This window comes from Cedecea colo (assembly GCF_011808225.1).
Taxonomy (GTDB): Bacteria; Pseudomonadota; Gammaproteobacteria; order Enterobacterales; family Enterobacteriaceae; genus Dryocola; species Dryocola colo.
Window position 1 is genome coordinate 146,836 of record NZ_SOYS01000008.1, and the last position, 25,452, is coordinate 172,287.

The window sequence follows — 25,452 nt, forward strand, 5'->3', positions numbered from 1 at the left end:
TTAGCTCTCGTTATAAATAAACTGAGGGCATGTTAAGCACGATCGTTATCGCAAAATAAGGGTGCCCAATGGCAAACACGTCAGTTAAAAAAGTATGGAACGCGCTCGTTGTCTCCGCGTTGCTGGCAGGATCTGCCCATGCAACGGAGCTTCTCAACAGCTCTTATGATGTGTCTCGCGAACTGTTTGCCGCGTTAAATCCAGCTTTTGAACAAAAATGGGCGCAGGAAAATAACGGGGATAAGCTGACGATAAAACAATCTCATGCCGGGTCATCAAAACAGGCGCTGGCAATATTACAGGGCTTAAAAGCTGACGTTGTAACTTATAACCAGGTGACAGACGTACAGATCCTGCATGACAAAGGCAAGCTGATCCCGGCGGACTGGCAGAGCCGGTTACCGAACAATAGCTCGCCTTTCTACTCCACCATGGCTTTTCTGGTGCGTAAGGGCAACCCAAAGAACATTCATGACTGGAACGATCTGGTGCGTCCGGACGTGAAGCTTATCTTCCCCAATCCAAAAACTTCCGGTAACGCGCGCTACACCTATCTGGGCGCGTGGGGTGCTGCAAACAAAGCTGACGGTGGCGATAAAGCCAAAACCGAGCAGTTTATGACCCAGTTCCTGAAGAACGTTGAAGTGTTCGATACCGGTGGTCGCGGGGCGACAACTACGTTCGTTGAACGCGGCCTTGGCGACGTGCTGATTAGTTTCGAATCCGAAGTAAACAATATCCGCAATCAGTACGCGAAAGACGGCTACGAGGTTGTGGTGCCGAAAGTGAACATTCTGGCCGAATTCCCGGTAGCCTGGGTTGATAAGAACGTGAAGGCTAACGGTACGGAAAAGGCAGCTAAGGATTACCTGAACTTCCTGTATAGCCCGACGGCGCAGAAAATCATCACCGACTATTACTATCGCGTGAACAGCCCGGAAACGATGGACAAGCTGAAAGATAAATTCCCTCAGACTGAATTGTTCACCGTGGAAGATGTGTTCGGCGGCTGGCCGGCAGCCATGAAAACGCATTTCGCAAGCGGTGCGGAGTTCGACAAGCTGGTAGCGGCAGGGCATAACTAATGTTTGCTGTATCTACCAAACGCGTGCTGCCGGGCTTTACCTTAAGCCTCGGCACCAGTTTGCTGTTCGTGTGCCTGATTTTATTGCTGCCGTTAAGCGCGCTGGTTATGCAGTTGTCCGAGATGACGCTCGCGCAGTACTGGGAAGTGATCTCCAACCCGCAGGTGGTAGCGGCTTATAAAGTTACGCTGCTGTCTGCGGGCGTAGCTTCCCTGTTTAACGGCCTGTTCGGCATGCTGATGGCATGGATTTTAACACGCTATCAGTTTCCCGGCCGCAGCCTGCTGGATGCGTTAATGGATTTGCCCTTCGCGCTGCCAACGGCGGTGGCGGGCCTGACGTTAGCCGGTCTGTTTTCGGTTAACGGCTGGTACGGCGAGTGGCTGGCGCAGTTTGGCATTAAGGTGACTTATACCTGGCTTGGTATTGCGGTGGCGATGGCTTTTACCAGCATTCCGTTTGTGGTGCGCACCGTTCAGCCCGTGCTTGAAGAGCTTGGCCCGGAATATGAAGAAGCGGCCGAAACGCTGGGCGCAACGCGCTGGCAGAGCTTCCGCCGCGTTATTTTGCCTGAGCTTTCGCCTGCGTTAATGGCGGGCGTAGCGCTCTCCTTTACACGCAGCCTGGGAGAGTTTGGCGCGGTTATCTTTATCGCCGGGAACATCGCCTGGAAAACGGAAGTAGCGTCGCTGATGATTTTCGTGCGTTTGCAGGAGTTTGATTATCCCGCTGCAAGCGCCATTGCTTCGGTGATTCTGGCCGCATCCCTGCTGTTGCTGTTCACCATAAATACGTTGCAAAGTCGCTTTGGTCGACGAGTGGTAGGTCACTGATGACGGACGTAACCGAATTGAAAAGCTATCGCCGCTCCGGTTTTAACTGGGGTAAATGGGCGCTGATTGGGCTTGGCGTGCTGATTTCGTTCCTGCTGCTGGTGGTGCCGGTAGCGTCGATTTTTGCCGAGGCCTTCTCAAAGGGGCTAATGCCAGCGCTGCAAAATATTGCTGACCCGGACATGCTGCACGCCATCTGGCTGACGGTAATGATCGCTCTGATTACCGTGCCGGTGAACCTGGTGTTCGGTATTCTGCTCGCCTGGCTGGTGACGCGTTTTAACTTTCCGGGCCGCCAGCTACTGCTGACGCTGCTGGATATTCCCTTTGCCGTTTCACCGGTTGTTGCTGGCCTGGTTTATCTGCTGTTCTACGGCTCCAACGGCCCGTTAGCCGGTTTTATGGACGACTATAACATTCAGATTATGTTCGCCTGGCCGGGCATGGTGCTGGTGACAATTTTCGTGACCTGCCCGTTTGTGGTGCGCGAACTGGTGCCGGTGATGTTAAGCCAGGGCAGCCAGGAAGATGAGGCGGCTATTTTGCTTGGCGCTTCCGGCTGGCAGATGTTTAAGCGCGTTACGCTGCCGAATATCCGCTGGGCGCTGCTGTACGGCGTGGTGCTGACTAACGCCCGCGCGATCGGCGAATTTGGCGCAGTCTCCGTTGTTTCCGGTTCCATACGTGGCGAGACATTCTCGCTGCCGTTACAGGTCGAATTACTCCAGCAGGATTACAACACCGTCGGTTCGTTTACCGCCGCCGCGCTGTTAACTCTGATGGCAATTGTTACCCTGTTTTTAAAGAGTGCATTGCAGTGGCGTCTGAATAATCAGGAAAAACGCCTGCAGCAGGAGGGAAATCATGAGCATTGATATTACCAATATTAAGAAATCTTTTGGTCGCACCCAGGTGCTGAACGATATCTCTCTGGATATCCCTTCCGGCCAGATGGTCGCGCTGCTGGGGCCTTCTGGCTCGGGTAAAACCACGCTGCTGCGTATTATCGCGGGCCTTGAGCATCAGAATAGCGGACGCATCAGCTTCCACGGCACGGACGTGAGCCGCATTCACGCTCGCGATCGTAAAGTCGGGTTTGTTTTCCAGCATTATGCGCTGTTCCGTCATATGACGGTTTTCGACAATATCGCCTTTGGCCTGACGGTGCTGCCGCGTCGCGAACGTCCCTCTGCGGCGGTGATTAAGCAGAAAGTCACCCGTCTGTTGGAGATGGTACAGCTATCCCATCTGGCTGACCGGTTCCCGGCGCAGCTTTCCGGTGGACAGAAACAACGCGTTGCGCTGGCGCGTGCGCTGGCCGTTGAACCGCAAATCCTGCTGCTTGACGAGCCGTTTGGCGCGCTGGATGCGCAGGTGCGTAAAGAATTACGCCGCTGGCTGCGTCAGCTGCATGAAGAGCTGAAGTTCACCAGCGTGTTCGTCACCCACGATCAGGAAGAAGCGATGGAAGTCGCCGATCGGGTCGTGGTAATGAGCCAGGGGAACATCGAACAGGTTGATACGCCTGAGGCAGTATGGCGCGAACCGGCAACGCGCTTTGTGCTTGAGTTCCTCGGTGAAGTAAACCGTCTGAAAGGCAACGTGCGCGGGAGCCAGTTCCACGTTGGCGCTCACCGCTGGCCGCTGGGCTTTACGCCTGCTTATCAGGGCGCGGTGGATCTGTTTCTGCGCCCGTGGGAAGTGGACGTAAGCCGACGCACGAATCTGGACTCGCCATTGCCGGTACAGGTGCTGGAGGCCAGTCCGCGCGGTCACTATATGCAGCTGGTTGTGCAGCCTCTGGGATGGTATGACGAGCCGCTAACCGTGGTATTACGTGAAGACTACGTCCCGGTACGCGGTGAGCGCCTGTTCGTTGGTCTGCAACATGCCCGTTTGTATGAAGGGAACAACCGAATTCAGGGTGTAGACCTGGCGCAATCTGCCTGATAAGTTTATGCCATTACACGAAACGCAATAGCGGCCCCTGTGGCCGCTTAGTTTGATGGCAAACAGCAAAAAACGTGGTTTTTTCTGTTTGGAGTAAATCACAAGACATTATTCTTTGTTTTTATAAGTGTTGATATCATCGCTTACATCACGAAGGATTATGTCTGGCGGCCCCTGTGGCCGCTTTTTTTATCTTCTGGATATTCTGTGACAACCTTAGAAAGCACAATCGGCAATACGCCTCTGGTAAAATTACAGCGCACGGGCCTGACAAACGGCAGCGAGATCTGGGTCAAGCTGGAAGGCAATAACCCGGCGGGATCGGTCAAGGACCGCGCTGCGCTGTCGATGATCGTACAGGCTGAAAAACGCGGCGAAATCACGCCGGGCGATACGCTTATCGAGGCTACCAGCGGTAATACCGGTATTGCGCTGGCCATGATTGCCGCCCTGAAAGGGTATCGCATGAAATTGCTGATGCCGGATAACATGAGCCTGGAGCGCAAAGCCGCCATGCAGGCGTATGGCGCGGAGCTGATTCTGGTCACCAAAGAGCAGGGCATGGAAGGGGCTCGTGAGCTGGCGCGCTTAATGGGGGAGCGCGGTGAAGGCAAGGTGCTGGATCAGTTCAACAATCCCGATAACCCTTACGCGCATTACACCACTACCGGGCCGGAAATCTGGCAGCAGACGCAAGGGCGTATCACCCACTTCGTTTCCAGCATGGGCACCACCGGCACTATTACCGGCGTGAGCCGCTTTATGCGCGAGCTGGAAAAAAAGGTCACTATCGTTGGTCTGCAGCCGGAAGAGGGCAGCAGTATTCCAGGCATTCGCCGCTGGCCGGAAGCGTGGTTGCCAAAGATTTTTAATCCGCAGCTTGTCGATGAGGTTATCGATATGTCTCAGCCCGAAGCTGAGCAAACCATGCGCCGTCTGGCAGTAGCCGAAGGGATATTCTGTGGCGTAAGCTCGGGCGGTGCGGTAGCCGGTGCGCTACGCGTGGCGCAAGCCAATCCGGGAAGCGTCGTGGTGGCGATTATTTGCGATCGTGGTGACCGCTATTTATCGACAGGCGTATTCGGCGAAGAAAGTTATTCGCAGGGCGCGGGTATTTAGAACAGGCTTTATAGCAACAAGAACGGCACCCTGAAGGTGCCGTTCTTAATTTTGTATGCGGTCAACTTACTTCTTGATGCGGATCACCGGGGTTTCGCCCACGGTCACGCTACCAGACAGCTTGATCAGCTCTTTGATCTCATCCATGTTCGAGATAACAACCGGCGTCAGGGTAGACTTGGCTTTCTCTTCCAGCAGCGGCAGATCAAACTCGATAACCACGTCGCCTTTCTTAACGCGCTGGCCTTCTTCTGCGATGCGTTTAAAACCTTCGCCTTTCAGTTCAACGGTATCAATACCGAAGTGAACGAACAGCTCAATGCCGCTATCAGATTCGATAGAGAAGGCATGGTTAGTTTCGAAGATTTTACCGATGGTGCCATCAACCGGAGCAACCATTTTGTTACCGGTAGGTTTAATAGCGATGCCATCGCCTACGATCTTCTCTGCAAACACTACGTCCGGAACATCTTCAATGTTGACGATTTCGCCAGAAAGCGGGGCAACAATCTCAATGGTTCCGGTGTCTTTTTTATCATCAGAAACCAGAGATTTCAGTTTATCAAACAAACCCATGATCTTCTCCTAAGCAGTAAATTGGGCCGCATCCGGTGGATTAGCAGATTGTTTTTTCTTCAATGAACTTGTTAACCAGCGTCATTAACTCGTCCGTTGTCGGTTGAGCAAGAGCCTGCTCTGCTAACACCTTCGCATCTTCGAAGTTAGTGTTACGGATAATCTTCTTAATGCGCGGGATAGAGATGGCACTCATACTGAATTCATCCAGACCCATCCCCAGCAACAGAAGTGTAGCACGTTCATCGCCTGCAAGCTCACCACACATACCGGTCCACTTGCCTTCTGCATGAGAAGCATCAATAACTTGCTTAATCAGAGTCAGTACGGACGGCGACATTGGCTGGTAAAGATGTGAAATCATATCATTACCGCGGTCAACCGCCAGCGTATACTGCGTTAAATCATTGGTACCGATACTAAAGAAATCAACTTCTTTGGCCAGATGGTGAGCAATCGTGGCCGCAGCGGGGGTTTCAACCATCACGCCGATTTCGATAGTTTCGTCAAACGCTTTGCCTTCTTCACGTAGCTGCGCCTTCATGATTTCGATCTCTTTCTTCAGAGCGCGAACCTCTTCAACAGAGATAATCATCGGGAACATGATACGTAATTTACCGAATGCAGAAGCACGCAGAATAGCGCGCACCTGGTCGTGCAGGATCTCTTTACGATCCATAGCGATTCGCACCGCACGCCAGCCCAGGAACGGGTTATCTTCTTTCGGGAAGTTCATGTATGGCAGCTCTTTGTCGCCGCCAATGTCCATGGTACGTACGATAACCGCTTGCGAGCCGCAGGCTTCAGCAACGGCTTTGTACGCGGCGAACTGCTCTTCTTCCGTTGGCAGAGAATCGCGATCCATGAACAGGAATTCGGTACGGTACAGGCCCACACCTTCAGCGCCGTTGCGCTCTGCGCCGTCGATATCACGTACGGTACCGATGTTGGCACATACTTCTACCTGATGGCCGTCGAGAGTGATTGCCGGCAGGTCTTTCAGTTTTGCCAGTTCAGCTTTCTCAGAGGCAACCTGCTGCTGTACGGCGCGCAGGGCTTCGATCTCTTCGTTAGTCGGGTTAACGTAAACTTTGTTGTTAACCGCATCAAGGATCAGGTAGTCGTCATTTTTTACTTCGGCCGTTACGCTACCGGTGCCCACAATCGCTGGCAGTTCCAGAGAACGCGCCATGATAGAGGTGTGGGAGGTGCGGCCGCCGATATCGGTGATGAAACCCAGAACCTTTTGCAGGTTAAGTTGTGCAGTTTCAGATGGCGTCAGATCCTTGGCTACCAGGATAACTTCATCCTGAATCGCGCTCAGGTCGATAATCGCCAGACCGAGAATGTTGCGCAGCAGACGTTTACCGATATCACGTACGTCAGCCGCACGTTCTTTCAGGTATTCATCGTCGAGCTCTTCCAGGGCGGTGGCCTGGCCTTCAATGATTTCGTGAGCCGCCGCGTCCGCAGTGACTAACTTATCTTTGATGAGGGCTATGATTTCCTGCTCCAGCTCTTCGTCTTCCAGCAGCATAATGTGGCCTTCGAAGATAGCTTCTTTTTCTTCACCGAAGGTCTCGCCAGCTTTAATTTTGATCGTTTCTAATTGCGCAGACGCTTTGGCGCGGCCGCACAAGAAACGTTCAACTTCCTGCTCAACTTTGTCGGCAGAAATTTTCTTCCGGTCGATGACAACTTCATCTTCCTTCAGCAAAAGTGCTTTGCCGAAAGCGATACCCGGGGATGCTAAAATGCCTGAAATCATAACCCTACCTTACTTGTGACTGATATTTACGAAGAACCCAGAACTTATTCGAGTTCAGCCATCAGTTTTACTAAATGCTCAACCGCTTTCTGATCGTCTTCGCCTTCAGCGGAGATGGTTACAACGGTGCCCTGGGTCAGGCCCAGAGTTTGCAGTTTAAACAGGCTTTTTGCGCTGGCGCTTTTGCCGTTGGAAGTCACAGTGATCTCAGAGACAAAGCTTTTTGCTTCTTTAACAAACTGAGCAGCAGGGCGGGTGTGCAGACCGTTCGGAGCGGTAATGGTAACTTCTTGCTGGAACATTGTATTTCCCCAACTTATAGGTTTAGTGTTGTGGAACTAAAGTCTAGCCTGGTGACTTAACTTTAGCCTGTATAGTTAGCGTCGGCGTTAACTGTATGCGACACAGAATGCTTTAAGAAGCACGAAAGACGCCGCAGCGTTTGCCCGGCAATTCGCGTTTCGCTCGGCTTTAACCATTATGCCGTGAAGTGCTGGCTTAAACCAAATCGTAAAATCGATTCAGCTTGCCAGAGTCGCACGGTGATTAATTTCGCGCATCAAAATAATGTGTTGGTTAAATACCAGACCTGACAGGGTGAAGCAATGCTGAAGTGGGCAAAACTTTGACGGAGACCACAAAAAAGCACCCGTTTGGGCGCTTTTTTCATCAGTTTTAGCAACCTGGCATCACTGTTGCAGTTCTTTTTCTGTAAAGAGCTCCGTAAACAACGCCGTACTGAGATAACGTTCACCGGAAGAGGGAAGGATAACCACAATATTTTTATTGGTAAAGGCTTCATCTTCCTGAAGCTTTAACGCAGCGGCAACGGCGGCGCCTGAAGAAATACCGGCTAAAATACCTTCTTCTTCCATCAGACGGCGGGCGGTCGAGATCGCTTCGTCATTAGTGATGGCAACAACCTTGTCGATAAGCTTCAGATCGAGGTTGCCGGGAATAAAGCCGGCGCCGATACCCTGAATTTTATGCGGGCCTGGCTTGAGTTCTTCACCCGCCAGCGCCTGAGCGATGACCGGAGAATCCGTAGGTTCAACCGCCACGGTAATCAGGTCGGTTTTACCCTTGGTATTTTTAATGTAACGGCTAACGCCGGTCAGCGTACCGCCGGTACCCACGCCTGAGATAAACACATCAACTTCACCATCGGTGTCTTCCCAGATTTCCGGGCCGGTGGTTTTTTCATGAATTTCAGGGTTGGCCGGGTTGCTGAACTGTTGCAGCAGCAGATATTTCGCCGGATCGCTGGCGACGATTTCTTCCGCTTTCTGAATGGAGCCCTTCATGCCTTTAGCGCCTTCGGTCAGCACCAGATTAGCGCCGAGCGCCTTAAGCAATTTACGGCGTTCGATGCTCATGGTTTCAGGCATGGTCAGCGTTAGCTTGTAGCCGCGCGCTGCGGCAACGTAGGCCAGTGCGATACCGGTGTTACCGCTGGTCGGTTCAACCAGCTCAATGCCAGGTTTCAGCACGCCACGTTTTTCGGCATCCCAAATCATATTGGCACCGATACGGCATTTAACGCTGAAGCTTGGGTTGCGGGACTCGACCTTCGCCAGGATGCGTCCGTTACCGATGCGGTTCAGTCGAACCAGCGGCGTATGACCGATTGTCAGAGAATTGTCTTCATAGATCTTGCTCATAGCCCGTCCTTAACTGTATGAAATTTGGGAAACCTCACCAGCATACCTGCTCGTGAGTTATGGGGAAGTAAAGAAATCGTATATCTATATGTAGAAGGGAAATAAGGAAAAGCAAGAAGGAATAAGGAGCGACATAAGCCGCTCCCGAAAGCTACTTCCACACGGCGTGCTTAGGGCGGTAGCAGTCAACCCACATCGCCGTTGCACCGCAGACTGCGACCGGCATGATAAAAAGATTCAGGAAGGGGATGAGGGTAAAAAGGCTGACCAGTGAGCCGAACTGCATGTTGATCGCTTTCTTTTCCCGCAGCGCGATGCGCATCTCGCGAAACGGCACTTTATGGTTATCAAACGGGTAATCGCAGTACTGAATAGCCAACATCCAGGCGCTAAACAGGAACCACAATACCGGAGCAACCGTCTGGCCGATGCCGGGGATAAAGTACAAAATCAACAGCACAATCGCGCGCGGCAAATACCAGGCGAATTTTTGCCATTCTCTCTTCATGATACGCGGCACGTCTTTCAGGACGCCCAACACACCGGTATCTGGCGGAGTGGCTCCCGTCAGCCGGGCCTCAAGCTGTTCAGCCAGCAGCCCGTTAAACGGCGCGGCAATCCAGTTGGCAAAGGTCGAGAAGAAATAACCGAAGACCAGCAGCAAAGAGATAACGGCCAGCGGCCAAATCAGATAGCTCAGCCACTGTAACCAGTCCGGCACGTGGGAAAGCATTGTTGGGATCCAGCTATCAAGGCGGGTAAATAGCCACCAGAACGCGCCGCCCATCAACAGAATATTGACCAGCAAAGGTAAAATGACATAGCGCTTGATACCTGGCTCACGCACCAGTTTCCAGCCCTGAGAAAAATAGTAAATGCCGCTTTTAGAGGCACATGCTGAAGATGAGGCCATAGCCTGGAAGACTCCTTTTACGTCAGTGCAATGACAGGCGCGCTTATCATAACCGAGGCCCAGAAGAAAAACTCGTTAAGAAATGGTCGAAAAAACAGCGGAAAGTCTATTTCGTAACATCTTTATGCTGAGAAAACCGTGTGCGTACTTGCACTTGAGCGGATGGGCAAATACTCTTAGTGAGTAAATGTTTGCCGCGTTGGCAAGGTGTTAGAACAACAGAGAATATAATGATGCAGGATTTGCGTCTGATATTAATCATTGTTGGCGCGATCGCCATAATCGCCTTACTGGTTCACGGCCTCTGGACCAGCCGTAAGGAGCGTTCTTCCGTTTTCCGCGATCGTCCGTTGAAACGCATGAAGTCAAAGCGTGACGACTACGAACCAGAAGAAGAAGCCGACGATGAGGAAGATGAAGGGGTAGGTGAAGTGCGCGTGCGTAGGGTAACGCCTGCGCAGGAACCTGTGACTCGCGAGCCGGAAACGCCTCGTCAGCCGCAAGCGCCTCAGCATCAATATGAACCGCCTTACGCCTCGGCCGAGCCGCGTCGCCCCGTGCCGCCGCTGAAGCCAGCAGTGCCGGAAGCGCCGCGTCAGGAAGTGCCGGTACAGCCTGCTTTTGCGCAGCCGATGGAGCCAGTTCACCAGCCAGCACCGGTAAGGCAGCCGGAGCCTGAACCGGCAATGGTGCAGCCAGCTTATGAGCCAGCGCCTGAGCCCGTTGTGGAAGAAAATAGGGTGGAAGAGCCTGCGCCCGCTCCTGCTCCACACGCGCTAAAAGAAACGGTCATCGTAATGAACGTTTCTGCGCATGCCGGCAGCATGATTAACGGCGACGTGCTGCTCAACAGCATTCAACAGGCTGGTTTTATCTTTGGCGAGATGAATATTTTCCATCGCCATCTCAGCCCTGACGGCAGCGGTCCCGTGCTCTTTAGCCTTGCGAATATGGTTAAGCCCGGTTCGTTCGATCCGGAAACCATGGGGAACTTTGCCACGCCCGGCGTGACAATCTTCATGCAGGTACCTTCGTATGGCGATCCGCATCAAAACTTCAAGCTGATGCTACAATCCGCTCAGCATATTGCCGATGAAGTCGGCGGCGTGGTGCTTGATGACCAGCGCCGCATGATGACGCCGCAGAAGATGCGCGAGTATCAGGATCGGATCCGCGAGGTCGTTGAGGCAAACGCCTGATAACCTGCCGGACACTCTTCCCTAAACCCCCGCATGCCGGGGGTTTTTTCTATTGATGGTGCAATATGGACTCAATCGAACAACAACTCACTGAACTGCGAACCACGCTTCGCCATCATGAATACCTTTATCATGTGCTTGATAACCCAGAAATTCCGGATGCTGAATACGATCGCCTGATGCGTGAACTGCGCGCCTTAGAAGAAGCTCACCCTGAATTAATCACGCCAGATTCTCCGACGCAGCGCGTAGGTGCGGCTCCGCTGAGCGCGTTTACTCAGGTACGTCATGAAGTGCCGATGCTTTCGCTGGATAACGTTTTTGATGAAGCGAGCTACCTCGCCTTTAATAAACGCGTGCAGGACAGACTAAAGAACACCGACGCGCTGACTTTTTGCTGCGAACTGAAACTCGACGGCCTTGCCGTAAGCCTGCTGTATGAAGACGGCGTGCTGACTCGCGCTGCAACGCGCGGCGACGGCACTACGGGTGAAAATATCTCGGCTAACGTGCGCACCATTCGCGCTATTCCGCTGAAGCTGCACGGGGAGCATATTCCACGTCGCGTTGAAATACGTGGCGAAGTATTTCTGCCGCAGGCGGGCTTCGAGAAAATTAACGAAGAAGCTCGTCGCACGGGCGGCAAAATTTTCGCCAATCCGCGTAACGCGGCCGCAGGATCGCTGCGCCAGCTTGATCCGCGCATCACGGCAAAACGTCCGCTGACCTTCTTCTGCTACGGCGTGGGCCTGCTGGAAGGCGGTGAACTGCCAGCCAGCCATATGGCACGTCTGCAACTGTTTAAAGCCTGGGGATTGCCGGTAAGCGACCGTATCCGCCTGTGCAGTACGCCGGAGGAAGTGCTGGCGTTTTACCATCAGGTTGAAGCCGACCGCCCCGCGCTTGGGTTTGATATCGACGGCGTTGTCATCAAGGTGGATTCTCTTACCTTACAGGAAACGTTAGGATTTGTGGCCCGTGCCCCACGTTGGGCCGTGGCATTTAAATTCCCGGCTCAGGAGCAAATGACCTTTGTTCGCGACGTTGAGTTTCAGGTGGGACGTACCGGCGCCATTACGCCGGTGGCGCGTCTTGAGCCCGTGCAGGTGGCGGGTGTTCTGGTCAGCAACGCCACGTTGCATAACGCCGATGAAATTGAACGTTTGGGCCTGAGAATCGGCGACCGCGTGGTGATCCGCCGTGCCGGCGACGTAATTCCGCAGGTTGTCAGCGTGGTGGAGTCTGAACGACCGGCTGAATCGAAAGAAGTTATTTTCCCGACACACTGTCCGGTTTGTGGGTCGGACGTTGAGCGTGTAGAAGGCGAGGCGGTGGCTCGTTGCACCGGCGGCCTGATTTGCGGTGCCCAGCGTAAAGAATCCCTGAAGCACTTTGTCTCTCGTCGGGCGCTGGATGTAGACGGCATGGGCGATAAGATTATCGACCAGCTGGTCGAGAAGGAGTATGTCCATACTCCGGCTGACCTGTTCCGCCTGACTGCGGGCAAGCTCACCGGCCTGGATCGCATGGGGCCGAAGTCTGCGCAAAACGTTGTCGATGCGCTTGCGAAGTCTAAAGAAACGACCTTTGCACGCTTCCTGTATGCATTAGGGATCCGCGAAGTAGGGGAAGCAACCGCCGCTGGCTTAGCCGCTTATTTTGGAACGCTGGACGCCCTGTCTGCCGCTTCTATCGATGAGCTGCAAAAAGTGCCGGACGTCGGCATTGTCGTGGCGACGCACGTCTTCAATTTCTTCGAAGAAGAGAGCAACCGCGAAGTTATTCGCCAGCTTACCGAGGAAGTGGGCGTGCACTGGCCTGCACCGGTGATTATCAAAGCCGAAGAGATCGACAGCCCGTTCGCGGGAAAAACCGTTGTGTTGACCGGTTCGCTTAGCGTTTTATCGCGAGACGATGCCAAAGCACGGCTGGTCGCTTTGGGTGCTAAAGTTGCAGGCAGCGTGTCGAAGAAAACGGATCTGGTCATTGCCGGTGAGGCCGCAGGCTCCAAGCTTGCTAAAGCGCAGGAGTTGGGGATTGACGTCATTGATGAAGCGGAGATGATTCGCTTACTGGGTGAGTAATGTGGATAAAGAGCAGCTTATCGAGATAGCCAATACGGAAATGCCTTTTGGCAAGTATAAAGGACGCGTGCTCATTGACGTGCCGGAGGAGTATTTCCTGTGGTTTGCGCGAAAAGATGAGTTTCCCCAGGGCCATCTTGGCGAGCTGATGAAGCTCACTTTATTGATTAAAACCGAAGGGCTGGAGGGGCTGGTAAAGCCCCTCAAAAGAGCCTGACATTTAACCGTGGCGGCACATTGCCGCTTTCTCCATGCCGGTCAGTTACGGAAGAAGAAAAGCCGGGGCAACGTTCTGTCTGCCGGTTCAATGCATGACCGTTAAATAAGAATATCAATCTGATTACTCTCTGAAGGGTAATTCACACCTTCAGCTTTTATCTGGTTTTGTTCCTGCTTTTGCTGTGCATCTTCAGCCTGCTTATGCTGTAGCTGGGCTATTTGCGCCTGTAGCATAGTGATTTGCGCCTGGATGAGTTCCTGCTGCTTTTGCTTTTCCTCGGCTGATCCGCCGCTACTGGCGATGTCTTTGAGCTGTCCGGTCAATTTGGTTATCTGTTGCAGGATAAGGTTGATTTGCGATGCCGTACTGTTATCTGAACCGCTGGAAGTATTGCCTGTGACGGTGGTTGCAAGGGCGCCGCCCTGCAAAGCTGTGCTGTTAATGGAGGTCATGGTAACGCCTTGATGGGAATGGTTAAGAGGTTATCGGCACGCTCAGGATAAATGTTAGGGAGAGGATAGAATCGGACACAGCAGAAAGGCGCCCTCAGGGCGCCTTTCTGCAATACGGGTGAGTTGTGCCACGATTTGATATTGCGCTGCAAAAACGACAAAAGCGCCCGTTAGGCGCTTTTGTCTGAATTTGGTGGGTCGTGCAGGATTATTCGGCCACTGGCCTCACCCTTACGGGTCGTCGCAGACGACGCTGTCTTGACTCGAACCTGCGGCAGGTTCAAATCCAGCCCGAATCGGACATAGCAAAAAGGCGCCTTTAGGGCGCCTTTCTACATTGGTGGGTCGTGCAGGATTCGAACCTGCGACCAATTGATTAAAAGTCAACTGCTCTACCAACTGAGCTAACGACCCGAATGGTGGGTGATGACGGGCTCGAACCGCCGACCCCCTCCGTGTAAAGGAGGTGCTCTACCAACTGAGCTAATCACCCAACGCTATATTCTCTTGCTACACTGCGGAGCACACTCACTAATGAATGGTGGGTGATGACGGGCTCGAACCGCCGACCCCCTCCGTGTAAAGGAGATGCTCTACCAACTGAGCTAATCACCCCCGCTGTGTGGAGTCGCATTATAGGGAGAGTTGAAAATGAGTCAACGCCTTTTCTAAAGATTTTGTTTGTTCGTCTTAAAATTAGTCAATGCGATCGTGATTTGTTCATTGGCGCTTGATTTATCACCGAAATAAGCGGTTTGCGGTGAAGTAAAAGCATCAACATTGAGGAATCAGCCCACAGTGGTAGAATGTTGCCCACTTTATCTTCCCTGGCATTTACCGATTTCCCGGTACTTTTGCGTAATTAAGGCCGTTCAATGAAAATCAAAACTCGCTTTGCGCCAAGCCCAACAGGCTATCTGCACGTCGGTGGCGCTCGTACTGCTCTCTATTCCTGGCTTTTTGCCCGTAACCAAGGCGGCGAGTTCGTGCTGCGTATTGAAGATACCGATCTCGAACGCTCAACCCCGGAAGCCATCGAAGCCATTATGGACGGGATGAACTGGCTGAGCCTGGCGTGGGATGAAGGCCCGTACTATCAGACCAAACGCTTTGACCGCTATAACAGCGTGATTGATGAGATGCTGGAAGCGGGCACGGCGTATAAATGCTACTGCTCCAAAGAGCGTCTTGATGCGCTGCGTGAAGAACAAATGGAGAAGGGCGAGAAGCCGCGTTACGACGGCCGCTGCCGTCACGGTCACGAACATCACGCAGCCGATGAGCCATGCGTTGTCCGTTTTGCTAACCCGCAGGAAGGCTCAGTCATTTTTGACGACCAGATCCGCGGCCCAATCGAATTCAGCAACCAGGAACTCGATGACCTGATTATTCGTCGTACCGATGGTTCGCCAACCTATAACTTCTGCGTGGTGGTGGACGACTGGGATATGGAAATCACCCATGTTATTCGCGGGGAAGACCATATCAACAATACCCCGCGCCAGATTAATATCCTGAAAGCGCTGAACGCGCCCGTGCCGGTGTACGCACACGTATCGATGATCAACGGCGATGACGGCAAAAAATTATCCAAACGCCACGGCGCGGTAAGCGTAATGCAGTATCGTGATGATGGTTATCTGCCGGAAGCGCTGCTGAACTATCTGGTGCGTCTGGGCTGGGCGCATGGCGATCAGGAGATCTTCACCCGTGAAGAGATGATCAAGCTGTTCTCTTTAAATACCGTCAGTAAATCTGCCAGCGCGTTTAATACGGAAAAACTGCAGTGGCTGAACCATCACTATATTAACCATCTGGCGCCGGAATACGTTGCGACGCAGCTGCAATGGCACATTGAGCAGCAGAACATTGATACCCGCAATGGCCCGCAGCTGGCCGATCTGGTGAAACTGCTGGGCGAGCGCTGTAAAACGCTGAAAGAGATGGCGGAAACCTGCCGCTACTTCTATGAAGATTTCAGCGAGTTCGATGCGGACGCCGCGAAGAAACATCTGCGTCCGGTTGCCCGCCAGCCGCTGGAAGTGGTGCGCGATAAGCTTGCAGCCCTGCAAGACTGGTCCGCGGAAAATGTGCATCAGGCTATTCAGGCAACGGCGGATGAGCTGGAAGTCGGAATGGGGAAAGTAGGCATGCCATTACGCGTTGCTGTAACAGGAGCCGGGCAGTCACCCGCGCTGGATGTGACGGTTCATGCGATTGGCAAACAGCGTTCTGTGGCAAGGATTAATAAAGCTTTAGGTTTTATCGCTGAACGCGAAAGCCAGTAATCAAGTTAAGTACGCTACAAAACCGGTGCATCGTCGCCGGTTTTTTTATGCTCTAATCGCGAATACCCAGACGTTTTAGCACTCCCGCAATGCCTTCCCGTAAAATCAGCGCCGACATTTTTTGCTGTTCACTTTCCGACATCTGCTTTAACGAATGGAGCAGCAAAGCTTCCAGTGTAGAAACGTTCGCCGAATAGTTGGATGGTTTGTCAGCGGCTCGCTTCGCGCTGTTGATGAATTCCTGAACGCGTTCATCGATATGAATTAACCTGGCTTTTCCGCCCTGCACGCCGGGTTTCTGTGTCGTTGTCCAGTTCTCTTTGCGCACCCATTTGTTGATGGTTTGCCGACTATACCCGGTAAGCGTCGCCAGTTCTTCAGGCGTCATTCGTTCCTTGAGCACGGTGGTTTCCTTAATACAAAAGAAGTTATTAGGGGTTCATTTTATGCGATCGTTTTACATGAAACTGTGACAGAATTAACTACAGCAGGACGAGATGCAATCAGGATCTGTATGAGTTGTTTGCTTTTTCGGCGATCGACCGCAGAAAAAGAATTTGCCGTTGACACAATCTGGCGGGTTTCATATGATGCCGCCCGTCAACACGACAAGGTTTCTACGGTTCGGGGCTATAGCTCAGCTGGGAGAGCGCTTGCATGGCATGCAAGAGGTCAGCGGTTCGATCCCGCTTAGCTCCACCAAATCTTCTCCAGCAAGATTTGCATCGTAGAACCAAAAGCCCGGTCGTGGGGCTATAGCTCAGCTGGGAGAGCGCTTGCATGGCATGCAAGAGGTCAGCGGTTCGATCCCGCTTAGCTCCACCAAAATACAAAACCCTCGCCTGTTGGCGGGGGTTTTTTGCATTCCGGTTCCCCAAAAACCAGCAATACAGCGGCGTAAGCCTGCTGATACTGTGCAAATTTGCAGCAAATAAATAACGCTCTTTTTCAAACTGAATATATAAAGAAATGTATATTTATTAAAATGTATTAATTCGTGCAGGCTAATTTCCTCAAAGCATATAAACTTGATTTGCGCTCTGAATAAACGTATTCTGGCTGCCTTAATTAGGGCCGCAAATACATAATATTAACACCTGTGCTTATGAGTTTTCACAAATTGGTTAAGAAATCTATTACTGCATTGGTGTTATGTTTATTGCTTACGCCATTCGCCCGCTATATTTCCCCAACAACGCTCCTGGATAACAGCAAAATTTATTTGGCATATTTGCCGCTTAGCCTGATGATTTCACTGCTTTTACTATTTGGCAGGGCGGCGGCTTTACCCTTAATTGCTGGTATATCAATTGTCTTTTGGATAAGCATTGATTTGCCCGTGCTGCCTTTAGCCGTGTTTATATTCTGTCTGTTGTTCCCCTTGTTATTATCCTGTGTTATCACGCATTATTATCTGGGTTCACGCTGGCGCTTTGATTTGTCAAATAACGGCATCGGCGTGAGGATATTCTGGTTAGGATTCTTTACGCCATTTGGCATTAAATTGCTTATGTTGCTTGCGGGTCGATACATTAGTTATCCCCCGACGCTGGCGCCTTTCTTCGGTGAAAGTTCGCTAATGTATCTGGTGGTCGATCTGCAAAGTCTGATAGCCGCCTCGCTAATCTTTACCATACTGTTTTACTACCCAATACGCATGGTCCTGAATCCGTATTTCGCGCGTGCTTTCTGGCGCCGCTGCGTGATGCGCTATCTGTCGACGGAGCGCTATTTGTATACGCTTAGCTGGGGCAGCGTATGGGTCGCTTTTCTGGTACTGCTGTGTTGTTCATACAAATCGACGCCGATCGCCGGTTATCTGGTGCCCGTTATCTTCGTGCTGTTTACCCTGGGGATTCGCCATATCGGTCCGAGATTAATCGCTTTGCTGTGGGGCGCTTCGACTTGGCTGTTGCTGACCTACAACGAGGGTTTTATGCAGGGGATAAATAGCGAATTTGCCCTGTCGTTTATCCTTTCGGTATTTATCTCATTTACTGTCTGCATGCTGTATATGTCCATTATCTTTCATAAAAATGAATGGATGAAACGTCTCTGGCGCCAGCAGGCTATGACCGACCCGCTGACACAGCTGCCAAACTTACGCGCGCTGGAACAACAGGTAAGGCGCTTTCCTTCCGGTTCGCTATGCTGTTTACGCCTGGCTAATCTGGAGTTTCTGAGCCGCCACTACGGCCTGATGATGCGGGTACACTGCAAGCGTGAAATCACCCGACTGCTAAAACCGTGGTTAGATGAAGGAGAACAAATATTCCAGCTTCCCGGCTGCGAGCTGCTTATTTTCCTCCGGGGGCCGGAAACCGAAGCGCGCCTGAAGCATATTGTCGATTTGCTCAATAGCAAAAAGATCGTATGGCATAACAGCAAGCTGGAGATAGAGCCAGGCGCTTCTTATAGCGTGATGGACGGGAACTCCCATGAGCTTTATCGCACGCTGGGGCAGCTGAGCTATCTTGCCGAGCAGGCCTGTTCTGTTCACCGGGTGCTGAGCCTTAACGCCCGGCTTGAAGCCGTAGCGGATCAAACCACCGAGCGGGTGTTGCTGTTACAGAAGGTAAAACACGCCCTGAATGATGATGCATCGCTGCAGCTCTTCGCCCAGCCGATCGTGGATAAAAATGGAGAAGGCTACCGCGAAATTTTGAGCAGGTTATTTTTTCACGGAGAAATGATAACGCCCGACAAATTCATTCCGATTATTGCTGAATTTAACCTGAACGTGCGTTTCGATATGTTAGTGATGAGCAAGCTGGTGGCTTTCCTGCACGAGCAGGGCGGCGAACAGCAGCAGCCGCTGTTCTCTGTCAACCTGATGCCCTTCACCCTGATGCAAAAAGAGATAGCCCAGCAGATCGTAACGTTGTTTAACAATAAACAGGTGCCAGCCAGCGCAGTTATTATTGAAGTCACGGAGGAGCAGGCATTTTCGAATTCAGAAATATCCATGCAGAATATTAACCTGCTGCGTGAATACGGCTTCAAAATTGCGATTGATGATTTCGGTACAGGCTATGCTAACTACGAGCGTCTGAAACGTCTTCAGGCCGATATCATTAAAATCGACGGTTGTTTTGTCAGGGGCATCGCTTCTGATTCTCTTGATGCCTTAATCGTGAAGTCTATTTGCGATTTAGCCTGTGCTAAGCAGCTAGCCGTGGTGGCCGAGTTTGTGGAAACCGAAGAACAGCGGGTCCTTCTGCTCAAGCTGGGCGTGCAGTATGTGCAGGGTTATCTGACCGGCGAACCCGAGCCGCTGACAGCCCGTCATTTCCCTGTATAACCGTAAGACGGCGCTACTAACATGGCATTAGCGAATCGCTTTCATTTACCGCTGGAAAAAACGCTTCGCGTTATTCATTTATGCTTTATTTTTGTTTTTCTGCTGACCACTTTTCTGTTCTGGCAGCAGGGGAAATTATTTAATCAGGGTTATCGCACCAGCCAGTTAAGCCACCTTGAAAGCGTCGTGGCTCGCCTGGAAAGCAGAGCAAAATATACAATGGATAGCCTGCGCTATCTGCAGCGTATTTTTATCGACGCGATGGACGACCCGCTTTTTCCCGGCAGCGTAAGGGCGTTTTCGGAGATTATCGATCAACAAGGCTCTGCGCCTTTATGGGGCAGTGAACTGCCTTTGCCTCTTAAAGCCGGATTTAGCCCCAATATAGCCTCGCCAGCCAAATATGAGCTGCACGCGCTGCGCAAAATCCAGGATTTTTTTCCGCTAGCCGGTGACGCAAAGAACCTGCCTGCGGATATCTACTATATTTCCCGTCAGGGGAAATATATTGCTTCTCTCTCACCTGAAATCAATTCGCTACTGGTTCGCAGTTACCATCCACGCAGCAAAGAGGGCATTTTTATTCTGGCTTCGCCTTTGCTGAACCCGCAGCGCCAGCCGTTCTGGACTCGCCAGAATATCGCCCGCGCTCAGCATACGTTGATAAATAGCGCGGTGCCGATAGATTTTCACGGAGAGTGGATTGGGCTATTGGGAATAGCCATCACCGGCGAGAACATAACAACGCTGCTTAACGACTCCCTGTCGGGCCAGACGCAAAGCGCCTACCAGCTTTTTGATGGCCGGTTGCATCCGTTAACGGCCGCAGCGGGTGAATTAAATCACGTCAAGCTTACGGCGGCCCAGTTGGCGTTGATTAGCAAAAAGCTTGCAGCTTCAGCGCAAGGCACGCTGCGTTTCTGGCACGTTTATGTCACGTTTGGCATGATCCCGGGTACACAAAGCGTATTGATCTCTACCCAGACTTTGCGCCAGGGCCTGCATGAGGATTTTGGCCACTTCAGCGCCTTGCTGGTGATGATGTGGGTAATCTTCGTGCTTTTACTTTGGGCTTCACACCGGATGATCTGTCGTCTGGTGCGTAATATGGGGACGCTACAGCGTGAAATGCACTGGCATGCTTATCACGATCCGCTTACCAGCGCCCGGAACCGTCGTGGTTTTTTTGAAAAAACGGCCCAGCTCAGCCCGCGCTACAAAGACTACACGCTGATACAAATCGACCTCGACCGCTTTAAAAAAGTCAACGATAGCTTCGGGCACCAGGCAGGCGACAGCGTGCTGGTTCACGCCACGCAATATATTCAGCAGGCGATTCGCAGCAAAGATGTGCTGGGCCGTCTGGGTGGCGAAGAGTTTTGCGTTTATTTACCGGATACGCACCTTGAAGCTGGCATTGCCGTTGCTGTCCGCATTAAAAAGCAGCTTGAGTTCTCGCCGCTGGCCTTAAGCAATGGCAGCGTATTAACTATTACCGCATCCCTCGGGGTGGCAGCGCACAGCGAACATCCACATTACTCGCTGGAACAAATCCAGTCGTTAGCTGACGAGAGGCTGTATCGGGCGAAGTTGCGCGGGCGAAACCAGGTTTGCGCGGACGGCGAAGAAACGCAGGCATAAAAAAACCGGCGCATACAGGCGCCGGTTTTTCCCTGAAGAGTAACTTTTACAGGAACAGCGCTGCGATAGACGCAGACAGGATGCTCACAAGCGTAGAGCCGTAAACCAGTTTCAGGCCGAAGCGAGAAACCACGTTACCCTGTTCTTCATTCAGGCCCTTAATCGCCCCGGCAATAATCCCGATAGAAGAGAAGTTAGCAAAGGACACCAGGAACACGGAAAGGATGCCTTCAGCACGCGGAGACATGCTGTGCGCAAGCTTCTGCAGATCCATCATCGCCACGAACTCGTTAGATACCAGCTTGGTTGCCATAATACTGCCAACCTGCAGCGCTTCGTGAGCGGGCACGCCCATCACCCATGCTATCGGATAGAAGATATAGCCCAGAATGCCCTGGAAGGAGATACCGAACACCGCCGCGAACAGGGCGTTCAGTGCAGAAATCAAGGCAATGAAACCAATCAGCATCGCTGCGACGATAATCGCAACTTTAAAGCCTGCCAGAATGTATTCACCCAGCATTTCGAAGAAGCTCTGACCTTCGTGCAAATTAGACATTTGCAGATTTTCTTCGCTTTCATCAACGCGATACGGGTTAATCAGCGACAGCACGATAAAGGTGCTGAACATGTTCAGTACCAGCGCCGCCACAACATATTTCGGATCGAGCATGGTCATGTAAGCACCGACAATCGACATGGACACGGTAGACATAGCCGTTGCAGCCATGGTGTACATGCGGTTGCGCGACATCTTGCCGAGAATATCTTTATAGGCGATAAAGTTTTCTGACTGTCCCAGAATCAGCGAGCTTACGGCGTTAAAGGATTCCAGCTTGCCCATACCGTTCACTTTCGACAGCAGGGTACCGATAAAGCGGATGACGATCGGCAGCACGCGGATGTGCTGCAAAATGCCAATCAGAGCAGAGATAAAGACAATAGGGCAGAGAACTTTCAGGAAGAAGAAGGCGAGTCCTTCGTCATTCATCTTACCGAATACAAAGTTTGTCCCTTCATTAGCGAATGCCAGCAGCTTTTCGAACATTTCTGAGAAACCGCGCACGAAGCCGAGGCCAATCTCAGAGTTCAGGAAGAACCATGCAAGCAACATCTCAATTATCAATAATTGAATAACAAAGCGAATACGGATTTGCTTGCGGTTAGGACTCACCAGCAAAGCAAGCAGCGCAACCACTGCAAGCGCTAAAACAAAGTGCAGAACGCGGGACATATTTGCTCCAAATATGAGGCAGGTTTAATTTCGTTGCACATTCTATGAAACAAGCAATAAGAAAACGAGAGCAATCGCACACTATTGTGATGACATGTGACGGATAGCAAAATTAGTGATCAACCATACAATTCTGCTATGTTAAGTAAAGAAGCTAAAAGTTGCGTCAGCGCACATAATTCATAACATCCAGGATTGCCGTTGCCCGTTTCGTTAACGAGCAGCCAGGCATTCGCCTTCCCGCTATTGTTTTCAGCTATCAGAGAAATCCAGATAAGTTTCATTAACGATCTTGATAATCATTCTCATTTTGCTAACATGAAACATAGCAAAGGCTATACTTCAGAGGCAGACGATGACAAACAGTCGTGTTGATAATCGCAGTGGACGAACGGCACGAAAGTTGCGGCTGGCGCTAATGGGGCCGGCGTTTATCGCCGCCATTGGCTACATCGATCCGGGCAACTTCGCCACCAATATCCAGGCCGGAGCCAGTTTCGGCTATAAGCTGCTGTGGGTGGTCGTCTGGGCGAACCTGATGGCGATGTTGATTCAGATACTCTCCGCAAAACTGGGTATCGCCACGGGCAAAAATCTTGCCGAACATATTCGCGACCGCTATTCACGCCCGGTCGTCTGGCTGTACTGGATACAGGCGGAAATCATCGCGATGGCGACGGATCTCGCCGAGTTTATCGGTGCGGCTATCGGTTTTAAGCTGATCCTGGGAGTTTCTCTGCTACAGGGAGCGGTGCTCACGGGTATCGCCACCTTCCTGATTCTCATGCTGCAACGCCGCGGTCAAAAACCGCTTGAGAAAGCGATCGGCGGGCTTTTACTGTTCGTGGCCGCAGCCTATATCGTTGAACTATTTTTCTCGCAGCCCGATTTTGTTGAGTTAGGGAAAGGGATGCTGATCCCGGCTCTGCCAACCAGCGAAGCCGTTTTTCTCGCCGCTGGGGTGCTCGGCGCGACCATTATGCCGCATGTCATCTATTTGCATTCATCGCTGACCCAGAATATGCACGACGGCAACCGCGCGGAGCGTTATTCCGCCACAAAATGGGATGTGTCCATTGCCATGACCATTGCAGGGTTTGTCAACCTGGCGATGATGGCGACCGCCGCCGCGGCGTTCCATTTCTCAGGAAACACCGGCGTTGCCGATCTGGACCAGGCATATCTAACCCTTGAGCCTTTGCTTAGCCATGCGGCGGCCACGATATTCGGGCTGAGCCTGGTCGCGGCCGGTCTTTCATCCACCGTTGTCGGCACGCTGGCCGGACAGGTGGTGATGCAGGGTTTCGTGCGCTTCTACATTCCGCTCTGGGTGCGCCGCTCAATCACCATGGCCCCCTCTTTTATTGTGATCCTGATGGGGCTCGACCCAACCCGCATTCTGGTAATGAGTCAGGTATTGCTCAGCTTTGGTATTGCGCTGGCGCTGGTGCCGCTGCTGATTTTCACCAGCGATAAAAAACTTATGGGCGAGCTGGTGAATACCAGACTGGTCAGGCAGCTTGGCTGGGCGATTGTGGCGCTGGTGGTGGGGCTGAATCTGTGGCTGATCTTTGGCACGGTAGCGGGACTGTAAAAAAACCTCTCCCGGGCGGGAGAGGTCAGAAATTTGCTTAGTGGTGATGTCGGTGACCACGGCCGCGATGGTCGTCGCGATCGTTCCAGCCTTCGCGATAGCCCTTTTCGTAGCTGCTGCGTCCGCGGTCCCAGCCACGATGACGGTGCCAGCCGCGGTCACGCCATTCATAATTCCGATGCCAGTAGCCACGGTCGCGCCAGCCGCGCCCGTCCCAGTAGTTACCGCGATAATCCCGATCGCCAATACTTAGCTTTACCGACGGTAACAGGGTGATTTCGCCCGCATTCGCGACCAGCGGGACAGACGCCAGTAATGCAATCGCAAGAATCAGTGACCTGAACATACTCTCTCCTTAACCCACGGTAGCCGCATGGCGGCCTGTTAACGCAATATTAAGCGTTGGTAAGCAAGTGTTTCATTGGCATAACTCTTAAACCGTTGGCGAGAGCACGTTTTGCCAAATTAGCCGCTAATAACCATGTTCGGGTTAAGCGGTTACGCTAAAACGGCCTCTATCTCCGCCTGTTCAGCAGCGCTGAAGCGACGGTTTGCCAGCATGCCCACCGCATCGTCTATCTGGCTGATTTTGCTTGCGCCAATGAGCACTGAAGTGATCTTGTCGTCGCGAAGTACCCAGGCCAGCGCCATCTGCGACAGCTTCTGCCCACGGCGTTCGGCAATTGCGTTAAGCTTGCGCACCTTCATCAGCTTCTCTTCGGTCAACTGATCGGGATTGAGGAAACGGCTACCGCTTGCCGCGCGGGAATCCGCAGGAATACCGTTGAGATAACGGTCGGTAAGCTGCCCGCCCGCCAGCGGAGAGAAGGCGATGCTGCCCACGCCTTTCTCCTGCAAGACGTCCAGCAGACCGTTTTCAGGCCCGCGTTCAAACAGGGAATATTTCGGCTGATGAATCAGGCAAGGGGTGCCGAGATCGTTGAGCATATCAATCGCCTGGCGTGCAAGATCCGCAGGGTAGTTGGACAACCCCACATACAGCGCCTTGCCCTGACGGACCAGATTATCCAGCGTCCGCATTGTCTCTTCCAGCGGCGTTTCAGGGTCCGGGCGGTGATGATAGAAGATATCAACGTATTCCAGACCCATGCGTTTCAGGCTCTGATCGAGGCTGGCTATCAGGTATTTGCGTGAGCCCCAGTCGCCGTAGGGACCGTCCCACATCGTATAGCCCGCTTTAGTCGAGATAATCAATTCATCGCGGTATGGCAAAAAATCTTCACGCAGAATTCGTCCAAAGTTTTCTTCCGCTGAACCCGGAGGCGGGCCGTAGTTGTTCGCCAAATCCAGGTGGGTAATACCCACGTCAAACGCGCGACGCAACAGCTGGCGGCTGTTGTCGATAAGCGTGGTATCGCCAAAGTTATGCCATAGCCCAAGCGAAATAGCGGGAAGCTTCAGCCCGCTGCGACCGCAACGACGATATTCCATTGATTCATAACGGGAAGAATGTGCCTGGTAGACCATTTTGTTATCCTTGTCGGTGAATTCTCGCTTCAGTGTATACGTTTAC

General features: G+C 52.2%; 22 protein-coding genes, 5 tRNA genes and 1 other RNA gene. 14 read left to right on the top strand and 14 right to left on the bottom strand.

Going from position 1 to position 25,452, the window contains the following annotated elements:
• The first annotated feature begins 68 nt into the window (after positions 1-68).
• The 5 genes from E2L00_RS16430 (at position 69) to cysM (ending at position 4,987) form a co-directional block, all read left to right on the top strand.
• Complete coding sequence (locus E2L00_RS16430; protein WP_167613534.1) at positions 69-1,085, top strand: sulfate ABC transporter substrate-binding protein; 1,017 nt, start codon at positions 69-71, stop codon at positions 1,083-1,085.
• On the top strand, positions 1,085-1,918 hold the full coding sequence (cysT, locus tag E2L00_RS16435; RefSeq protein ID WP_167613536.1) for a sulfate/thiosulfate ABC transporter permease CysT: 834 nt from the start codon (positions 1,085-1,087) through the stop codon (positions 1,916-1,918). Before E2L00_RS16430 ends, cysT begins: the two co-directional genes overlap by 1 nt.
• Entirely contained in the window at positions 1,918-2,793 is an 876-nt protein-coding gene (gene cysW, locus E2L00_RS16440; RefSeq protein ID WP_167613538.1) for a sulfate/thiosulfate ABC transporter permease CysW, read from the top strand. Before cysT ends, cysW begins: the two co-directional genes overlap by 1 nt.
• The gene (gene cysA / locus E2L00_RS16445; protein WP_167613540.1) at positions 2,783-3,868 is read left to right on the top strand and encodes a sulfate/thiosulfate ABC transporter ATP-binding protein CysA; all 1,086 of its coding nucleotides are present in this window, start codon (positions 2,783-2,785) and stop codon (positions 3,866-3,868) included. The genes cysW and cysA overlap by 11 nt, the downstream gene beginning before the upstream one ends.
• 207 nt (positions 3,869-4,075) lie before the next feature.
• Positions 4,076-4,987 (top strand): cysteine synthase CysM, encoded by a 912-nt coding sequence (cysM, locus tag E2L00_RS16450; RefSeq protein ID WP_167613542.1) that lies wholly within the window; start codon positions 4,076-4,078, stop codon positions 4,985-4,987.
• Between the two features lie 66 nt (positions 4,988-5,053).
• Here the strand turns inward: cysM and crr are convergent, their stop codons facing one another.
• From crr to cysZ, 5 genes are all read right to left on the bottom strand, one after another.
• Positions 5,054-5,563: a PTS glucose transporter subunit IIA gene (crr, locus tag E2L00_RS16455; protein ID WP_121266075.1), complete on the bottom strand. Its 510-nt coding sequence runs from the start codon at positions 5,561-5,563 to the stop codon at positions 5,054-5,056.
• Between the two features lie 40 nt (positions 5,564-5,603).
• Positions 5,604-7,331: a phosphoenolpyruvate-protein phosphotransferase PtsI gene (gene ptsI / locus E2L00_RS16460; RefSeq protein WP_167613544.1), complete on the bottom strand. Its 1,728-nt coding sequence runs from the start codon at positions 7,329-7,331 to the stop codon at positions 5,604-5,606.
• Between the two features lie 44 nt (positions 7,332-7,375).
• Complete coding sequence (ptsH, locus tag E2L00_RS16465) at positions 7,376-7,633, bottom strand: phosphocarrier protein Hpr (RefSeq protein WP_167613546.1); 258 nt, start codon at positions 7,631-7,633, stop codon at positions 7,376-7,378.
• Positions 7,634-8,020: 387 nt separating this feature from the next.
• A complete protein-coding gene (cysK, locus tag E2L00_RS16470) occupies positions 8,021-8,992 on the bottom strand; it encodes a cysteine synthase A (RefSeq protein WP_167613548.1) in 972 nt (323 codons plus the stop codon).
• Between the two features lie 151 nt (positions 8,993-9,143).
• On the bottom strand, positions 9,144-9,905 hold the full coding sequence (gene cysZ, locus E2L00_RS16475) for a sulfate transporter CysZ (protein ID WP_167613550.1): 762 nt from the start codon (positions 9,903-9,905) through the stop codon (positions 9,144-9,146).
• A 230-nt stretch (positions 9,906-10,135) separates the two neighbouring features.
• Here cysZ and zipA point away from each other — a divergent pair, with 230 nt between their 5' ends.
• From zipA to E2L00_RS16490, 3 genes are all read left to right on the top strand, one after another.
• On the top strand, positions 10,136-11,104 hold the full coding sequence (zipA, locus tag E2L00_RS16480; protein ID WP_201279458.1) for a cell division protein ZipA: 969 nt from the start codon (positions 10,136-10,138) through the stop codon (positions 11,102-11,104).
• A gap of 65 nt (positions 11,105-11,169) precedes the next feature.
• Positions 11,170-13,188 (top strand): NAD-dependent DNA ligase LigA, encoded by a 2,019-nt coding sequence (gene ligA, locus E2L00_RS16485; protein WP_167613554.1) that lies wholly within the window; start codon positions 11,170-11,172, stop codon positions 13,186-13,188.
• 1 nt (position 13,189) lies between these two features.
• Positions 13,190-13,405, top strand: coding sequence for a putative quorum-sensing-regulated virulence factor (locus tag E2L00_RS16490; protein ID WP_167613556.1), 216 nt, complete (start codon positions 13,190-13,192; stop codon positions 13,403-13,405).
• Positions 13,406-13,506: 101 nt separating this feature from the next.
• Here E2L00_RS16490 and E2L00_RS16495 read toward each other — a convergent pair whose 3' ends face one another.
• From E2L00_RS16495 to E2L00_RS16515, 5 genes are all read right to left on the bottom strand, one after another.
• Positions 13,507-13,860, bottom strand: coding sequence for a FlxA-like family protein (locus E2L00_RS16495; RefSeq protein ID WP_167613558.1), 354 nt, complete (start codon positions 13,858-13,860; stop codon positions 13,507-13,509).
• A gap of 191 nt (positions 13,861-14,051) precedes the next feature.
• A non-coding RNA gene (locus E2L00_RS16500) (RtT sRNA) lies at positions 14,052-14,167 on the bottom strand.
• 31 nt (positions 14,168-14,198) lie between these two features.
• Positions 14,199-14,274, bottom strand: a tRNA-Lys gene (locus tag E2L00_RS16505).
• 3 nt (positions 14,275-14,277) lie between these two features.
• A tRNA-Val gene (locus tag E2L00_RS16510) sits at positions 14,278-14,353 on the bottom strand.
• A gap of 46 nt (positions 14,354-14,399) precedes the next feature.
• Positions 14,400-14,475: transfer RNA gene (locus tag E2L00_RS16515), tRNA-Val, on the bottom strand.
• 260 nt (positions 14,476-14,735) lie between these two features.
• Here E2L00_RS16515 and gltX point away from each other — a divergent pair.
• On the top strand, positions 14,736-16,148 hold the full coding sequence (gene gltX, locus E2L00_RS16520; RefSeq protein WP_167613560.1) for a glutamate--tRNA ligase: 1,413 nt from the start codon (positions 14,736-14,738) through the stop codon (positions 16,146-16,148).
• Between the two features lie 52 nt (positions 16,149-16,200).
• On the opposite strand, the gene E2L00_RS16525 is transcribed toward gltX, so the two are convergent.
• Positions 16,201-16,551, bottom strand: a complete 351-nt coding sequence (locus E2L00_RS16525; protein ID WP_167613562.1) for a YfeC-like transcriptional regulator — start codon at positions 16,549-16,551, stop codon at positions 16,201-16,203.
• A gap of 223 nt (positions 16,552-16,774) precedes the next feature.
• Here E2L00_RS16525 and E2L00_RS16530 point away from each other — a divergent pair.
• The 4 genes from E2L00_RS16530 to E2L00_RS16545 all read left to right on the top strand — a co-directional run bounded on the left by E2L00_RS16530 (position 16,775) and on the right by E2L00_RS16545 (position 21,090).
• Positions 16,775-16,850, top strand: a tRNA-Ala gene (locus tag E2L00_RS16530).
• A gap of 47 nt (positions 16,851-16,897) precedes the next feature.
• Positions 16,898-16,973 (top strand) — tRNA-Ala (locus E2L00_RS16535).
• Between the two features lie 280 nt (positions 16,974-17,253).
• Entirely contained in the window at positions 17,254-19,449 is a 2,196-nt protein-coding gene (locus E2L00_RS16540) for an EAL domain-containing protein (protein WP_167613564.1), read from the top strand.
• A gap of 21 nt (positions 19,450-19,470) precedes the next feature.
• The gene (locus E2L00_RS16545) at positions 19,471-21,090 is read left to right on the top strand and encodes a diguanylate cyclase (protein ID WP_167613570.1); all 1,620 of its coding nucleotides are present in this window, start codon (positions 19,471-19,473) and stop codon (positions 21,088-21,090) included.
• 46 nt (positions 21,091-21,136) lie between these two features.
• Here E2L00_RS16545 and E2L00_RS16550 read toward each other — a convergent pair whose 3' ends face one another.
• Positions 21,137-22,324 carry a NupC/NupG family nucleoside CNT transporter gene (locus E2L00_RS16550; RefSeq protein ID WP_167613572.1) on the bottom strand — a complete coding sequence of 396 codons (1,188 nt, stop codon included), beginning with the start codon at positions 22,322-22,324 and terminating at the stop codon, positions 21,137-21,139.
• Positions 22,325-22,679: 355 nt separating this feature from the next.
• On the opposite strand from E2L00_RS16550, the gene E2L00_RS16555 reads away from it, so the two are divergent.
• On the top strand, positions 22,680-23,918 hold the full coding sequence (locus E2L00_RS16555) for an Nramp family divalent metal transporter (protein ID WP_167613574.1): 1,239 nt from the start codon (positions 22,680-22,682) through the stop codon (positions 23,916-23,918).
• Between the two features lie 37 nt (positions 23,919-23,955).
• Here the strand turns inward: E2L00_RS16555 and E2L00_RS16560 are convergent, their stop codons facing one another.
• On the bottom strand, positions 23,956-24,264 hold the full coding sequence (locus tag E2L00_RS16560; RefSeq protein WP_167613575.1) for a DUF2502 domain-containing protein: 309 nt from the start codon (positions 24,262-24,264) through the stop codon (positions 23,956-23,958).
• A 152-nt stretch (positions 24,265-24,416) separates the two neighbouring features.
• Positions 24,417-25,406: an L-glyceraldehyde 3-phosphate reductase gene (gene mgrA / locus E2L00_RS16565; protein ID WP_167613577.1), complete on the bottom strand. Its 990-nt coding sequence runs from the start codon at positions 25,404-25,406 to the stop codon at positions 24,417-24,419.
• Between the last annotated feature and the right edge of the window lie 46 nt (positions 25,407-25,452).

Coding starts and splice junctions, on each gene's coding strand:
- ptsI (WP_167613544.1), bottom strand. CDS start 7,331: ATGATTTCAGGCATTTTAGCATCCCCGGGTATCGCTTTCGGCAAAGCA.
- E2L00_RS16430 (WP_167613534.1), top strand. CDS start 69: ATGGCAAACACGTCAGTTAAAAAAGTATGGAACGCGCTCGTTGTCTCC.
- zipA (WP_201279458.1), top strand. CDS start 10,136: ATGATGCAGGATTTGCGTCTGATATTAATCATTGTTGGCGCGATCGCC.
- E2L00_RS16495 (WP_167613558.1), bottom strand. CDS start 13,860: ATGACCTCCATTAACAGCACAGCTTTGCAGGGCGGCGCCCTTGCAACC.
- cysT (WP_167613536.1), top strand. CDS start 1,085: ATGTTTGCTGTATCTACCAAACGCGTGCTGCCGGGCTTTACCTTAAGC.
- E2L00_RS16555 (WP_167613574.1), top strand. CDS start 22,680: ATGACAAACAGTCGTGTTGATAATCGCAGTGGACGAACGGCACGAAAG.
- ligA (WP_167613554.1), top strand. CDS start 11,170: ATGGACTCAATCGAACAACAACTCACTGAACTGCGAACCACGCTTCGC.
- E2L00_RS16560 (WP_167613575.1), bottom strand. CDS start 24,264: ATGTTCAGGTCACTGATTCTTGCGATTGCATTACTGGCGTCTGTCCCG.
- E2L00_RS16550 (WP_167613572.1), bottom strand. CDS start 22,324: ATGTCCCGCGTTCTGCACTTTGTTTTAGCGCTTGCAGTGGTTGCGCTG.
- cysW (WP_167613538.1), top strand. CDS start 1,918: ATGACGGACGTAACCGAATTGAAAAGCTATCGCCGCTCCGGTTTTAAC.
- E2L00_RS16545 (WP_167613570.1), top strand. CDS start 19,471: ATGGCATTAGCGAATCGCTTTCATTTACCGCTGGAAAAAACGCTTCGC.
- gltX (WP_167613560.1), top strand. CDS start 14,736: ATGAAAATCAAAACTCGCTTTGCGCCAAGCCCAACAGGCTATCTGCAC.
- E2L00_RS16540 (WP_167613564.1), top strand. CDS start 17,254: ATGAGTTTTCACAAATTGGTTAAGAAATCTATTACTGCATTGGTGTTA.
- cysA (WP_167613540.1), top strand. CDS start 2,783: ATGAGCATTGATATTACCAATATTAAGAAATCTTTTGGTCGCACCCAG.
- crr (WP_121266075.1), bottom strand. CDS start 5,563: ATGGGTTTGTTTGATAAACTGAAATCTCTGGTTTCTGATGATAAAAAA.
- cysK (WP_167613548.1), bottom strand. CDS start 8,992: ATGAGCAAGATCTATGAAGACAATTCTCTGACAATCGGTCATACGCCG.
- mgrA (WP_167613577.1), bottom strand. CDS start 25,406: ATGGTCTACCAGGCACATTCTTCCCGTTATGAATCAATGGAATATCGT.
- ptsH (WP_167613546.1), bottom strand. CDS start 7,633: ATGTTCCAGCAAGAAGTTACCATTACCGCTCCGAACGGTCTGCACACC.
- cysZ (WP_167613550.1), bottom strand. CDS start 9,905: ATGGCCTCATCTTCAGCATGTGCCTCTAAAAGCGGCATTTACTATTTT.